Genomic DNA, 12963 nt, shown 5'->3' on the forward strand with positions numbered 1-12963 from the left:
AAATTCATTGTAAAAATAAATGAAATGCTTTGAAGATTTACTACATTTGAAGAAATACTTTTTTATACAAATGCAAGATACCTCAAAACAATACGATGCTGTTATAGATGAATGTAGAAGTTTATTTATTAAAAAAATGTCTGATTATGGTTCTGCGTGGAGAATTCTACGTTTGCCATCCTTAACAGATCAGATTTTTATAAAAGCGCAAAGAATTCGTCAGTTACAAGAAAATGAGGTGAGAAAAGTTGATGAAGATGAGAAATCTGAATTTATTGGCATCATTAATTATTCTATTATGGCCTTAATTCAGTTGGAAAATGGTGTTGTAGCAAATCCAGATTTAACCACAGAACAAGCAACAGTTTTGTATGATAAACATAGCAAAATTACTAAAGAATTAATGCTAAATAAAAATCATGATTATGGTGAAGCTTGGAGAGATATGCGTGTTTCTAGTTTAACAGATTTAATTTTACAGAAATTATTACGAGTAAAACAAATTGAAGATAATAAGGGTAAAACTATTGTTTCTGAAGGGATTGATGCAAATTATCAAGACATGATTAATTATGCTGTTTTTGCGATGATTCATTTAGAAGAATAGAATATAAATTTATTTGATTTTTTTTAACAAGAATAGTATGAAGTTATTAGTGCAATTTTCAAGAATAATAGTAGGAGTCTTATTTATTTTTTCAGGCTTTGTAAAATTGGTCGATCCAATAGGTTCTCAATATAAATTTCAAGAATATTTCTCGGAAGGGGTTTTAAATATAGAATTTTTAATTCCGTATACGTTACCGTTTGCAATCTTGTTAATTGTTGCAGAAGTTGTTTTAGGAATAGCTCTTTTAGTTGGATGGAAACCTAAATTAACAATTTTTAGTTTACTCATTTTAATAATTGTATTCTTATTTTTAACTTGGTATTCTGCATATTATAATAAAGTTACAGATTGTGGTTGTTTTGGAGATGCAATTAAATTAACACCTTGGCAATCATTTTATAAAGATGTTTTACTAACACTTTTAATTTTGTTCTTAACATTTAGAATCAAAGATATTAAACCGATTTTTGCAGGGAAACTTCCAACGATTATAACCTATATTTCTATATTTAGTTCTTTATTGGTTACATATTATGTCCTTGTGCATTTACCAATTATTGATTTTAGACCCTATGCAATTGGTAAAAATATATCCGAAGGAATGAAATATCCCGAAGATGGAAGTATTCCTCTAGTGCATGATTTTGTTTTAGAAGATTCTCAAAACGATTTGGCTCCAGAAATTTTAGCTAAAGAAAAAGTGATGTTGGTTATTGTTTATAATTTAGATAAGTCTGATGAAAACGGATTTTTTAAAATTACGGAAGTAGCTAATAAAGCAATTAAAAAAGGATATACCGTGTATGGTGTTTCGGCATCATTTGCAGACGAACTAATTCTTGCGCAAAACAAATACAATTTACCTTTCGAGTTTCTTTTTTGTGATGAAACAACACTTAAAACAATAGTTAGAGCAAATCCTGGGGTTTTGATTTTAAATAAAGGAACCGTTGTTGATAAAAGGAATTGGGTAGATGTTGATGAAATAAAATTATAATGAAGCAATTACTATTTGTTTTTATTGGTGGTGGGTTTGGAAGCGTTTTACGGTTTATTATTGGCAAATGGTTAAATAATACAGAAAACGGAATTCCATATGGTACTTTTTTCGCCAATATTTTAGGAAGCTTTTTAATAGGAATCATTTTAGGTTATGCTGCAAAAAATGATACCTTAAGTCAGAATAGTACTTTACTTTTAGCAACAGGATTTTGTGGAGGTTTTACCACTTTTTCAACTTTTGCTTATGAAAATCATGTGTTTTTAAAATCGGGAGATTTTACCAGCTTTGCATTTTATACAATAGCAAGTTTTGCTGTTGGTTTCCTTGCTGTTTTTACTGGGATGTATTTGGTTAAATTTATTTAAAATTAAAAAATGAACAAATTGGTTACTTATCAATCAGAAGAAAATTTTGCAATTGTTACTATTAATAACGGAAAAGCAAATGCAATTTCCCATGAGGTTATTGAAGGATTAAATGCAAGTTTAGACAAAGCTGAAAAAGAAAATAAGGTTGTAATCTTAACAGGTAAAGCAGGGATTTTTTCTGGAGGATTTGATTTAAAAGTGATGAAAGAATCACCTGAATCAGCAAAAGAATTGGTAACAAAAGGATCTAAGTTCTCACTAAGAATGTTGTCTTTTCCACAGCCCATAATTGTAGCTTGTTCTGGTCATGCCATTGCAAAAGGAGCTTTTTTATTGTTGTCGGCAGATTATAGAATAGGTGTAGAGGGTGATTTTAAAATAGGCTTAAATGAAGTAATGATTGGTATGACAATGCACAATGCAGGTATTGCCATTGCAAAATCACGCTTATCGGAAGTGTATTTAAATAGAAGTGTAAACAATGCAGAAATTTACAATCCTAAACAGGCAATAGATGTAGGATTTTTAGATGTAATTGTTCCAGAAAAACATTTGTTATCAACAGCAATTAAAATTGCAGAAATGTTTTCTAAACTTAATAAAAAAGCACATTCTGAAACAAAATTAAAGGTAAGGAAACATCATTTACAAGATTTAGAAAATGCTATTGAATTAGATTTACAAAGCAATATTTCTATAAATGCATAGTTTTTAATATTAATGCTTCTTAAAAATTTTTACTCCAGCTTTAATTTCTATATCTAAATGATTTTTTCTAGGTGTTAATGGGCAAGAATATTTATCATTATATGCACAATAAGGGTTATAAGTATTGTTAAAGTTTAAAACAATGGTATTTTCAGTAGAAATATCTGTAGTCATTACATCCATATAACGTCCGCCGCCATAAGATTCTTCACCAGAAGTATCATCTGTAAATGGTAAAAATAAGTAGTTTTTGTACTTTTCATCAGTCAAATCATCTTGACTTTGATAGATTGTTAATTGGAATTTTTGCCCTTTTAAAGTAAAATTTAAAATTCCATATTCTTTATACAAAGGTTTTCTACTTGTTGTAGTTGCCATTTCAAAGGTTGGAGCATTCTCTGTTTTTATTAATTTTGCTGTGACAATAAAAGAGGAGTCTACAGGAAAGAAATCGAGTCCTTTAAAATTTTTTAAATCTTTCCTTTTTAAAGGCGATTTTGAAGCGTCTTTGTATTCTGCATTTAATTTTTGTTGGTATTCCGTTTTTCCAATTAATGGTCTTTTACCTTGTGAATTACATGAGATCATCAAAAACAACGAAAAAAGTAAACTAATTTTTTTCATAGTACAAAAATAGAAAATTAGTTGCAATTTTTTTAAAAAAAGAGAAATCAATAAAGATGGTTTGGTAACAGGTGTTTTTTTTTGATAAAAATTTACACTTCAAAAATATAATATTCAATTATTTTATGTAGTTTTATCGCTTAATTAATTAAAAATGAGGAATATCATTACATATAGAACCAAACAATCGTGTGTTTCACGAAAAAATCGGTATGTTTATATGTTTTGATGATATCAATATAAAATCAAACAATTATAAAAAGTCCGACTTCACAGTCGGACTTTTTATTTTTAAATAAATTAACAAACCATGAAAAAACTTTATCATAATTACATAGATACTTTTAGAGGGCTCTCTTTAGAAGTTTGGTGGTTATCATTAATAACACTTATAAATAGAGCGGGCACTATGGTAATTCCGTTTTTGTCAATTTATCTATCAGATAGTTTAAATTTTACGTTGCCAGATGTTGGTTGGATTATGACATTCTTTGGTTTAGGTTCTGTCTTAGGAACTTGGATGGGTGGAAAGTTAACAGACAAAATTGGTTATTATAAGGTAATGTTGGTTAGTTTGCTTGGAACAGGAATTCTTTTTGTCTTACTACAATTTGCAAAAACTTTTGAAGCTTTTTGTGCCGGAATTTTCTTAGTGATGTTGGTTGCAGATGCATTTAGACCTGCAATGTTTGTAGCTTTAAGTGCGTATAGCAAACCAGAAAATAAAACGCGTTCTGTTACTTTAATTCGTTTGGCAATTAATTTAGGTTTTTCTGCAGGACCAGCAATTGGTGGAGTTATTATTACTGGTATTGGTTATCAAGGACTATTTTGGGTTGATGGTATTACTTGTGTTTTGGCTGCTTTTTTATTGCTAAAAGTTTTACATCCTAAGAAAGCGAAAATATTAGATGTTGTTAAAGTTGAAAACCCTGTTTCTGCTTATAAAGACAAAGCTTTTTGGATATTTTTTATTGCCATGTTTATTTTTGGTTTTACATTTTTACAATATTTTTCTACAATGCCACTTTATTATAAGGAAGTAAGACTTTTAACTGTTTTAGAAGTAGGTTTATTAATGGGATTTAATGGGTTTTTTATCTTCCTTTTTGAAATGCCTTTGATTAATTGGTTAGAAAATATGAAGAACTCAAAAACTAAATTAATTGCATTTGGTTTATTTTTAGTTGCTATAAGTTTTATAGTTTTAAACTTTACTTCTTGGGTAGGAATTCTAATTATAGGTATGTTATTAATGACAATTGGAGAAATGATTGCTTTTCCTTTTTCAAATGCTTTTGCAGTAGAAAGAGCTAAAAAAGGAAATCAAGGAGAATATATGGCGCTTTATGCTATTGCTTTTTCTCTGTCGCATATTTTTAGTCATAATGTTGGTATGCAAATGGTTGATAAATATGGTTACGAATTCACCTGGAACTTTATAACGATATTAGCATTGCTAGGTGTCTTTACCTTGTTTATTTTACTTAAAGTATTAAAAAAAGAAAAAAACACATAAAAGTAAAATCTATTTTTTAATAGGTTTTACTTTTTTTATAATGTTACAATAACAAAAGCGATGTAAGTAATTAATAATAGAATACCATCTTTCCAGTTTAAACGATGTCCTTTGGGGAAAAAAACAAGAGGTAAGATTATAAAAGAAATTCCCAACATCCAGAAAATATCATTAGAAATTAGTCTGTTGTCTACCAGGGTAATAGGTGTAATCATTGATGTAATTCCTAAAACGGCTAAAATATTAAAGATATTAGACCCAATTAGGTTACCTAAAGAAATAGCTTTTTCTTTCTTTAAAACGGCTATAATAGACGCAGCTAACTCAGGGATACTCGTTCCTATAGATACAACTGTTACGGCAATAACGCGTTCACTTACTCCAAAGTCTAGTGCAAGTTTGGTAGCTCCCTTAATTAATAATTCCGAACCTCCCCATAAGGCTAATCCTCCAATAACAAAAAACAAAACAGTTTTATATAAAGGTAAAGGCACATCATCTTCAGGTAACTCATCTATAACTGCTGTTTTTTGAAAACGTAAAAGAAATATTAAAAAGACAACTAATAAAGAAAAAAGAATAATTCCTTCATATTGAACGATTACATTATCTCCTGTTAAAAATAGATATAATAACCCGGAAGCGATTATCATTACGGGCCAATCGGTTTTATAAAAACTTTTTTGAACTTCCATGGTTCCAAATAATAAAGTAATTCCTAATACCAAACCTAAATTAGCGATATTAGATCCAATAACATTTCCTAAAGCTAAATCTGAAGAGCCACTTAAAGCGGCATTGACACTAACAATAAGCTCTGGTGCAGAAGTAGCAAAAGAAACCACTGTCATTCCAATTACAATCTTAGGGATTTCTAGTTTTAAAGATAAGGCTACCGCAGATTTTAGGAGCCAATTTCCTCCTAAAATTAATAAAATTAAACCACCAATTATTAGTAGAAAGTTCATGAATTTTAATTTTGAGCGAAGATACATTTTTATCACTTTATGAAGAAGTGAAAAAGATAAAAAGCCCTAAAACAAACTTTTATGGCATGAATTTTCCTTTACTTTTTATTAAATTAATAAAAACACCCTTTACTCTCTAATAGTTTTTAAGTTTTAATTGTATTTTTGGTTATAAATTACAACTTATTTTAAAGGTAATTGGTTTTATATTATAATGATAAATGTTTTTTTTGTTTTAAATGTAAAATTAAATTGAATAATTTATTCTAAAATACTTGGTTGACTTGTTTTAAATCTCATATATTGATAAAACAATTCCGGAATTCATCAATTTTACTAACCTTTAAAACTATTTACTATGATAACAATTGTACTAAAAACTATTAAAATTATTTCAGATATTATTTTTATTATTTTATTTTAATCAACTTAAAAACCAAACCTACGCTAGTTTTACTTGAATTATTTATTAGTGTAGATTTTAATTAAAACAACTTACTTTAAGTGAGTTGTTTATTTTCATTAAATTTGATAATCAATCTAAAGATAATGAAAAAGCAAGTTTTTAAAGTATTAGCAAAAATGAATAAATTATTGCTTCCATCTTTTACAAAAAAACAATTAGATATTTCTAAAGCAACTAAGGTTCAATTAGCAATTATTGGATGGAGAGCTTTTGTAACAATAAATTCACTCAAATAAAACTAAAAATTATGACCAATGAACATATAAAAGTATTTTCAGGATCTTCTATTTTAACTAATGGATTAAAATCTTTATTAGAAGAAGTTAATATTGCATGTATTATTAAAGATCCTATCAATTCGGGTAAGCTAACAGGTTTTGGAACCTTAGGGCAAACAATACAATTATTTATTTTAGATTCTGATTTAGAAAAAGCTAAACCTATAATTGAAGCTTATAAAGAAAAAATAAATGCATAAAAATTAGAATAGATTTTCTAGTTTAAAAAAATGACATTATATTTGCACCCGCAAAAAGGCCATGTGGCGCAACTGAATAGCGCACTTGATTACGGCTCAAGAGGTTCTAGGTTTGAATCCTAGCATGGTCACCAATAAAACCAGTACTTTCCAACACTTTTGGAAATTACTGGTTTTTTCATTTACATACGATTTTCCTAGTTTTCAGAATTAAGGTTGTTTTTTGCTTAATTTTCTTGTTTTTAATTTTACGAATTCATACCAAATTATTGATACAAAACCGACTCCAATACTAATTGATAATTGAGAAAAAGTAAGTGTTTCAAATTCAAAGAAATTACTTAAAGCAGGAACAAATAAGATCAGTGCTGTAATGAAAATTGTGATTGAAATGATGAGTGGGACTAGTTTGTTTTTGTATTTTAAAGTGGTTAAAATTGAATAATAAAATGATCGGTTTACCAATGTTAAAAAAATATTTGCTGTAATTAATACAGTAAATATTAAGGTTCTTGTTAGGGCTTCATTATAGACCATATAAACCGAATATTGATAAATTGTTAAAGTTCCAACCGTAATTGCCAATCCTTGAATAATACTTGTAATCAATTCTTTCCAATTAAAAAAAGTAGAGGTAAAAGGCCGAGGTTTTTGGGACATTGTATTTTTTTCCATTGGCTCATTCTCAAAGATGATTGAACAAGTGGGCCCCATGATTAATTCTAAAAATATAATGTGCACTGGAGAAAGAATATTTGGATAAATCCATCCCATTGTAAGTGGAATAAAAACAGTAAGAATAATTGGGATGTGAATGGATATAACATACTGAATAGCTTTTTTTAAATTAGTGTAAATTTTTCTACCCATGCCTATCGCATCGACCATTTTTGATAAATCATCTTCCATTAATATAAGTGAAGCCGATTGTTTTGCTATTTCTGTACCTTTCTTTCCCATAGCAATCCCAATATGAGAAGCTTTTAATGCTGGACCATCATTTACACCATCCCCTGTCATAGCTACAATTTGATTATTTGCTTTTAAAGCATTGATGATTTTTAGTTTTGCTTCAGGAAACATTCTTGTGAAAATATTTATGCTCATAACATTTTCTTTCAGTTCTTTTTCTGATAATTTCATCAACTCATCTCCAGTAATACTTTTTTCAAATCCTCTAAAACCAATTTGCTTAGCAATAGCTGTGGTTGTTGCTGCATTATCTCCAGTAATGATTTTTATTAAAATTCCAGCGTCATAAAAATCATTAAATACTTTATTAATATTTTTTTTTGGAGGGTCATAAAAGGCAATGATTCCTTTAAAATTGAATTTAAATTCTTGTTGTGTTTTAGGAAAATCACTTTCTTTAAAATCACTTTGCCCCACACCTAAAACTCTGTATCCTTTACTTGTAATGGTTTGAACCGCTTTCTTTATTTCATCTTTTTCGGATTCAGTTAAATTAGAAATTGCAATTAAAGCTTCTGGTGCTCCTTTAGCTGCTATAATTTTTTTTCCTGAACTATTTTCAAAAATGTGGGTCATCATAGGTGGCTTTCCACTTAGAGGATACTCGTGAATTAACTTAAAGTTAGGGCGTTCATCTGTTTTATGTAGCTCTTCGTAAGCTTGATGTAACGATATTTCCATAGCATCAAAAGGAATGGGTTCACTAGCCCACATAGCTATTGATATCAATTCTATTTCATGTTCATTAGCTTCTTCAGGAGATACAATTCTTTTTGAGTCAAGCGTAAATAATTTAGCTAAACTCATTTTGTTTTCTGTAATGGTTCCTGTTTTGTCTGTGCAGATTACAGTTGCACTGCCTAGGGTTTCTACCGTTTTCATTTGTTTTACCACAACACCCATTTTCATAAGTCTCCAAGCTCCAATTGCCATAAATGAGGTAAATGCCATTGGAATTTCTTCAGGCAAAATACTCATTGCTAAAGTTAGGGCTTTAAGTAAACTATCTAATAAGTCATATGATCTAAAATAATTGATTGCCCAAACCACTAAAAAAACAATTGCGCCTGCAATAACCATTGTTTTTACAAAGTTGGTTATCTGTATTTCTAGAGGTATTTTTTCCTCTTTAATATTTTCTAGGCTTTTGCCAATTTTACCTAATTTTGTTTTGTTACCAATATGAGTAATGGTAGCAATGGCTAAACCACTGGCAACGGTTGTACCTGTAAAAATCAGATTGTCATTTTTGTCTTTGTCTTTAAAAACAGATAGAGATTCTCCTGTTAAAATAGATTCATTGACAGAAAAATCATTTGAATGAACAATGATTCCATCGGCAGTAATTGAAGTTCCTTCTTCTACGATTAAGCTATCTCCAACAACCAAATCTTCACTTTTAATATCTACTACCTCTCTATTTCTAATGACCTTACAATTAGGTTGAGAGAGTGTTTTTAGTTTTTGCAAAGCATTTCTGCTTCTTGAATCTTGATATAATGATATAATAGATACAAGAATGATGGCAGATGCAAGAAAGATAGCATCTCCTGTTTTACCACTTATCAAATAAATAAGGGACGCAGCAAATAAAAGAATAACCATTGGTTCTTTCGCTAAACTTTTGATAGCATCAATTACATTGTTTTCTTTCTTGTAGTCTAAAGTGTTTTTACCGTACTTTTTCCTAGCGTCAATTACTTGTTGAGTAGTCAGTCCGTTTATATTGAAATTATTTGTAGGCATTGTTAAAAGTTCTTTGACTATAATGTGTCAGTCTAGAGTTAGTGTTGTTGGATCTGTTTTTAAGCCGAAATATTTGTGTAAGAATGATGTACTTATGCACTAAAGTTAGTGAATAATTTACAGATTGAAAGTTCATTTAATTTTTTTAAATAAGGTTTATGGAGTAAATGTTTTAGAATTAAAAACAAATCATCTTTATTAACTATGGTAATTTTCTTTTAAAAAAAATATGTTAAAGAGTCAATTTCTAATTCTGTATATTTTAGTGGTTTGATTAACAAATTTCCAATTCTCATTAAAATAAAAAAGACTTTGAACATTGTTCAAAGTCTTTTCGTCTAACCAAACTTAGTATAAAACTAACTACTACTATTTTTAAGTATTTTATTTATTCCGTAAAACAAACCAATAACAATTAATATTCCAGAAAAACCATCTATTGGTAAGCCTGGAGGAGGAGGTGGAGGTGCTGGAGGAGGTAGAGCTTGTGCCAGACTTATTGTCTGAACTAATATTACTATACCTATAGTTATGATTTTTTTACGACTCATTTTATTGTCTCTGTACATAAGACACATAAATAATAAATAAGTCACATGGTTTTTGTGAAAATAAAAAAAGAGAAATTTCTTGAGCTACCCTAAATAGTTTCTAATAGCAATTCTATGTGCAGGTAGACTCTTATTGTAGTTTTCTACTAATAATTCTAGTATTTCAGGAGGTTTAACACCAATGTCATTTTTTTGAGTAAACCTTGAAACGTACAGGTTTAATGTGTTCTTATTTTTCTCAAAAATCAAAAAATGAGTTGCATTTAATTCTGTAAAACAGATTTCATTTCCAGAAAAAGCATTAGATTTATCTTCAAAGAATTCTGAGAATTCGTAGTATTTTAAAACGTTTTCCATATATTAAACCAATTCTGCAGATAAACCTAATTGTAACAATTTAGAACATTTAGGTTCTAGGTCTTTGTATTCATCAGATTTTACGGTGCATTTTCCTTTATAATGAACTAAAAGGGTACATTGTTCTGCTTGTTCTAAAGTATGTTCACAAACATTTATTAAAGAATCAATAACAAAATCAAACGTATTTACATCATCATTATGTAAAACTATTTCATGTTGAAAAACTTCTTTTTCAAGAACATCAACTTCTTCCTGTATTTTTTCTTTTGTACTCATACTGCTAATTTATGAAGAATTTTTAAATTTTGTTATATTTTAACGCAACCCAATTATTTCTTTCAATATAGGTTTCTAATTTTAAATTGTATTTAGAAACTTCTGCGTCTATAATAGGGATGTCTTCTTGATAAAAACCACTTAATAATAAAATTCCTTTTTCATTTAAACAATTTGCATAGACTTTCATGTCCATCAATAAAATGTTTCTATTGATATTGGCAATAATAACATCATATTTTTTATTGATTAAAAGTGATGAGTCTCCTTCGAAAACGGAAATATTATTACATTTATTACGAGTAACATTTTCTAATGAATTTTCATAACACCAATTATCAATATCTATGGCATCAATAGGATTTGCGCCTTTCATTTCAGCAAAAATTGCTAAAATTCCTGTTCCGCATCCCATATCTAAAACTTTCTTTTTTTCTAAATCTAATTGTAATAAATGTTGTACCATCATGTGTGTAGTTTCATGATGTCCAGTACCAAAACTCATTTTAGGTTCTATGACAATATCATATTTTAGATTTGGATTTTCATGAAAAGGTGCACGAATACTTATCAAATCATCAACTTGAATAGGCGTAAAATTCTTTTCCCATTCTGCATTCCAATTGGTTTGTTCTACTTCTGTTTGATTGTATTCTATTGAAAATTCGTCTGAATTTAAAACAAAAATTCCCTCAAGAATAGAAGAATTCCATTCTTCTTTTTGGATGTAAGCTGTAACGCCATTTTCATTTTCAACAAAACTTTCAAAACCAACTGCTCCTAATTCTGCAATTAATATTTCTGTTGTAGGTTCTTTAGGAGAAACTGTAAAATTGTATTCTATATATATATTATCCATAAAATTGTATTCAAAAAAAATGCATCAAGAGTTAATATCTCGATGCAAATTTATTAGTTTTATATAGAAGTTTTACAAATTATATTGCTTTTATAATTGCTGTAAAATCTTCAGCTTTTAAAGCAGCACCTCCAATTAAGCCACCGTCTACATCTGGTTTAGAGAAAATTTCTTCAGCGTTTGCAGGTTTTACGCTACCCCCGTATAAGATAGACACATTTTCTGCTACCTCTTTATTGTATTTATCTTCAATTATTTTTCTAATAAAAGCATGCATTTCTTGAGCTTGCTCTGGACTTGCAGTTTCTCCTGTACCAATGGCCCAAACAGGTTCGTAAGCTAAAATGATGTTTTTCCATGCTGTAGCTTCTAAGTGAAATAATCCATTTTTTAATTGATTTTCAACAACTTTAAAATGATTTTCAGATTTTCTATCTTCTAATAACTCTCCAAAGCAAAAAATAGTTTCTAATTTATTTTCTAAAGCGGAATTTACTTTTTCTGCAAGAATACTATCTGTTTCTCCAAAATAAGTTCTTCTTTCTGAGTGACCTAAAATAACGGTTTTAATGCCAATTGATTTTAACATGTTGGCAGAAATTTCTCCTGTAAAAGCACCACTTTTTGCTTGGTGCATGTTTTGTGCAACAACTTCAACTTTAGATTTTTTAGCTTTTTTTACAGCAGAAGAAAGGTTTACAAAGGTTGGAGCTACAATAACTCGAGTGTTTTTTAACGGTAAAATTTTAATAGATTTTTTAATTTCTTTGATAAGTTTTGTAGTTTCTTTCTTATCATTATTCATTTTCCAGTTACCTGCTACTATTTTTTGTCTCATGTTTCTAAACTTTTATTGATGTTGTAAATTTATGAAATGGAAAATAAATTATGGTTTAGAAAAAGAAATACTTACTAAAACGATGTATTTATTTACTATTTAGTGCTTCTACAATTCTTTTGTCAGAAGATTTTGTTGCTTTAAATAGTTTTATTCCACCATTTTCATCAACAACAATATATCTTGGAATCCAATTTAAATTTATAAAATCTACAAAATCTCCATTTTTCATCCCTTTTGGAAAGTTGTAATGTTCTCCTTCTATTTTAAATCTTTGTATGGCTCTTTTCCATGAAGTGCTTTTTTCATCAACAGATAAAAATAAATAAACAACATCTGGAAAATCTTTTTGCAACTGCTTAACTTTTGGTAAACTTTTAAAACAATCTGCACACCAAGATGCCCAAACATCTATCAGTACTTTTTTTCCTTTGTATTGATTGATGATTTCTTTAAATGTAGATTGAGTTCCATTTAAAGAAGTAACTTTATCATTTAAAGCTTTTTCTGAAAATTGGGTAGGAGTTTCAAAAGTACAGCTTGATAAAAAAACGAGAAATACAATAATTATTTTTTTCATAATAGAATGATAAGATATCTGTTTTGTCCTTCTTTAA

General features: G+C 28.7%; 16 protein-coding genes and 1 tRNA gene. 8 read left to right on the forward strand and 9 right to left on the reverse strand.

Features of this window, described 5'->3' with window-relative positions:
- Positions 1–70 precede the first annotated feature (70 nt).
- From MC378_RS07790 to MC378_RS07805, 4 genes are read left to right on the forward strand one after another with little or no spacing between them, the layout of a single operon-like run.
- Complete coding sequence (locus MC378_RS07790) at positions 71–607, forward strand: DUF1599 domain-containing protein (protein ID WP_242178194.1); 537 nt, start codon at positions 71–73, stop codon at positions 605–607.
- Between the two features lie 37 nt (positions 608–644).
- Positions 645–1607, forward strand: coding sequence for a BT_3928 family protein (locus MC378_RS07795; protein WP_242178195.1), 963 nt, complete (start codon positions 645–647; stop codon positions 1605–1607).
- Positions 1607–1978: a fluoride efflux transporter CrcB gene (crcB, locus tag MC378_RS07800; RefSeq protein WP_242178196.1), complete on the forward strand. Its 372-nt coding sequence runs from the start codon at positions 1607–1609 to the stop codon at positions 1976–1978. Before MC378_RS07795 ends, crcB begins: the two co-directional genes overlap by 1 nt.
- 9 nt (positions 1979–1987) lie before the next feature.
- Positions 1988–2689, forward strand: a complete 702-nt coding sequence (locus MC378_RS07805; protein WP_242178197.1) for a crotonase/enoyl-CoA hydratase family protein — start codon at positions 1988–1990, stop codon at positions 2687–2689.
- 9 nt (positions 2690–2698) lie between these two features.
- On the opposite strand, the gene MC378_RS07810 is transcribed toward MC378_RS07805, so the two are convergent.
- Entirely contained in the window at positions 2699–3313 is a 615-nt protein-coding gene (locus tag MC378_RS07810; protein WP_242178198.1) for a DUF1684 domain-containing protein, read from the reverse strand.
- 310 nt (positions 3314–3623) lie between these two features.
- On the opposite strand from MC378_RS07810, the gene MC378_RS07815 reads away from it, so the two are divergent.
- Positions 3624–4832 carry an MFS transporter gene (locus MC378_RS07815; protein ID WP_242178199.1) on the forward strand — a complete coding sequence of 403 codons (1209 nt, stop codon included), beginning with the start codon at positions 3624–3626 and terminating at the stop codon, positions 4830–4832.
- A gap of 35 nt (positions 4833–4867) precedes the next feature.
- Here the strand turns inward: MC378_RS07815 and MC378_RS07820 are convergent, their stop codons facing one another.
- Positions 4868–5800, reverse strand: a complete 933-nt coding sequence (locus tag MC378_RS07820) for a calcium/sodium antiporter (RefSeq protein WP_242178200.1) — start codon at positions 5798–5800, stop codon at positions 4868–4870.
- 549 nt (positions 5801–6349) lie between these two features.
- Here MC378_RS07820 and MC378_RS07825 point away from each other — a divergent pair.
- From MC378_RS07825 to MC378_RS07835, 3 genes are all read left to right on the forward strand, one after another.
- Positions 6350–6502 carry an SsrA-binding protein gene (locus MC378_RS07825; protein WP_242178201.1) on the forward strand — a complete coding sequence of 51 codons (153 nt, stop codon included), beginning with the start codon at positions 6350–6352 and terminating at the stop codon, positions 6500–6502.
- Positions 6503–6513: 11 nt separating this feature from the next.
- Positions 6514–6744, forward strand: a complete 231-nt coding sequence (locus tag MC378_RS07830; RefSeq protein ID WP_242178202.1) for a putative signal transducing protein — start codon at positions 6514–6516, stop codon at positions 6742–6744.
- 57 nt (positions 6745–6801) lie between these two features.
- Positions 6802–6878: transfer RNA gene (locus MC378_RS07835), tRNA-Arg, on the forward strand.
- Between the two features lie 76 nt (positions 6879–6954).
- On the opposite strand, the gene MC378_RS07840 is transcribed toward MC378_RS07835, so the two are convergent.
- The 7 genes from MC378_RS07840 to MC378_RS07870 all read right to left on the reverse strand — a co-directional run bounded on the left by MC378_RS07840 (position 6955) and on the right by MC378_RS07870 (position 12926).
- Entirely contained in the window at positions 6955–9462 is a 2508-nt protein-coding gene (locus MC378_RS07840) for a cation-translocating P-type ATPase (RefSeq protein WP_242178203.1), read from the reverse strand.
- Between the two features lie 359 nt (positions 9463–9821).
- Positions 9822–10013 carry a PID-CTERM protein-sorting domain-containing protein gene (locus tag MC378_RS07845; RefSeq protein ID WP_242178204.1) on the reverse strand — a complete coding sequence of 64 codons (192 nt, stop codon included), beginning with the start codon at positions 10011–10013 and terminating at the stop codon, positions 9822–9824.
- An 84-nt stretch (positions 10014–10097) separates the two neighbouring features.
- Positions 10098–10370: a hypothetical protein gene (locus MC378_RS07850; protein ID WP_242178205.1), complete on the reverse strand. Its 273-nt coding sequence runs from the start codon at positions 10368–10370 to the stop codon at positions 10098–10100.
- Positions 10371–10373: 3 nt separating this feature from the next.
- On the reverse strand, positions 10374–10649 hold the full coding sequence (locus MC378_RS07855; protein WP_242178206.1) for an ATP-dependent Clp protease adaptor ClpS: 276 nt from the start codon (positions 10647–10649) through the stop codon (positions 10374–10376).
- A gap of 22 nt (positions 10650–10671) precedes the next feature.
- Positions 10672–11508 carry a 50S ribosomal protein L11 methyltransferase gene (gene prmA / locus MC378_RS07860; protein ID WP_242178207.1) on the reverse strand — a complete coding sequence of 279 codons (837 nt, stop codon included), beginning with the start codon at positions 11506–11508 and terminating at the stop codon, positions 10672–10674.
- A 79-nt stretch (positions 11509–11587) separates the two neighbouring features.
- Complete coding sequence (gene tpiA / locus MC378_RS07865) at positions 11588–12346, reverse strand: triose-phosphate isomerase (protein WP_242178208.1); 759 nt, start codon at positions 12344–12346, stop codon at positions 11588–11590.
- An 88-nt stretch (positions 12347–12434) separates the two neighbouring features.
- Positions 12435–12926: a TlpA family protein disulfide reductase gene (locus MC378_RS07870; RefSeq protein WP_242178209.1), complete on the reverse strand. Its 492-nt coding sequence runs from the start codon at positions 12924–12926 to the stop codon at positions 12435–12437.
- Between the last annotated feature and the right edge of the window lie 37 nt (positions 12927–12963).

The sequence above is a fragment of the Polaribacter marinus genome (assembly GCF_022662535.1).
GTDB classification, from domain to species: Bacteria; Bacteroidota; Bacteroidia; order Flavobacteriales; family Flavobacteriaceae; genus Polaribacter; species Polaribacter marinus.

What these genes read in the sequence shown, in the direction of transcription:
- MC378_RS07790 (WP_242178194.1), top strand. Translation starts at nt 71, where the DNA reads ATGCAAGATACCTCAAAACAATACGATGCTGTTATAGATGAATGTAGA.
- MC378_RS07795 (WP_242178195.1), top strand. Translation starts at nt 645, where the DNA reads ATGAAGTTATTAGTGCAATTTTCAAGAATAATAGTAGGAGTCTTATTT.
- crcB (WP_242178196.1), top strand. Translation starts at nt 1,607, where the DNA reads ATGAAGCAATTACTATTTGTTTTTATTGGTGGTGGGTTTGGAAGCGTT.
- MC378_RS07805 (WP_242178197.1), top strand. Translation starts at nt 1,988, where the DNA reads ATGAACAAATTGGTTACTTATCAATCAGAAGAAAATTTTGCAATTGTT.
- MC378_RS07810 (WP_242178198.1), bottom strand. Translation starts at nt 3,313, where the DNA reads ATGAAAAAAATTAGTTTACTTTTTTCGTTGTTTTTGATGATCTCATGT.
- MC378_RS07815 (WP_242178199.1), top strand. Translation starts at nt 3,624, where the DNA reads ATGAAAAAACTTTATCATAATTACATAGATACTTTTAGAGGGCTCTCT.
- MC378_RS07820 (WP_242178200.1), bottom strand. Translation starts at nt 5,800, where the DNA reads ATGAACTTTCTACTAATAATTGGTGGTTTAATTTTATTAATTTTAGGA.
- MC378_RS07825 (WP_242178201.1), top strand. Translation starts at nt 6,350, where the DNA reads ATGAAAAAGCAAGTTTTTAAAGTATTAGCAAAAATGAATAAATTATTG.
- MC378_RS07830 (WP_242178202.1), top strand. Translation starts at nt 6,514, where the DNA reads ATGACCAATGAACATATAAAAGTATTTTCAGGATCTTCTATTTTAACT.
- MC378_RS07840 (WP_242178203.1), bottom strand. Translation starts at nt 9,462, where the DNA reads ATGCCTACAAATAATTTCAATATAAACGGACTGACTACTCAACAAGTA.
- MC378_RS07845 (WP_242178204.1), bottom strand. Translation starts at nt 10,013, where the DNA reads ATGAGTCGTAAAAAAATCATAACTATAGGTATAGTAATATTAGTTCAG.
- MC378_RS07850 (WP_242178205.1), bottom strand. Translation starts at nt 10,370, where the DNA reads ATGGAAAACGTTTTAAAATACTACGAATTCTCAGAATTCTTTGAAGAT.
- MC378_RS07855 (WP_242178206.1), bottom strand. Translation starts at nt 10,649, where the DNA reads ATGAGTACAAAAGAAAAAATACAGGAAGAAGTTGATGTTCTTGAAAAA.
- prmA (WP_242178207.1), bottom strand. Translation starts at nt 11,508, where the DNA reads ATGGATAATATATATATAGAATACAATTTTACAGTTTCTCCTAAAGAA.
- tpiA (WP_242178208.1), bottom strand. Translation starts at nt 12,346, where the DNA reads ATGAGACAAAAAATAGTAGCAGGTAACTGGAAAATGAATAATGATAAG.
- MC378_RS07870 (WP_242178209.1), bottom strand. Translation starts at nt 12,926, where the DNA reads ATGAAAAAAATAATTATTGTATTTCTCGTTTTTTTATCAAGCTGTACT.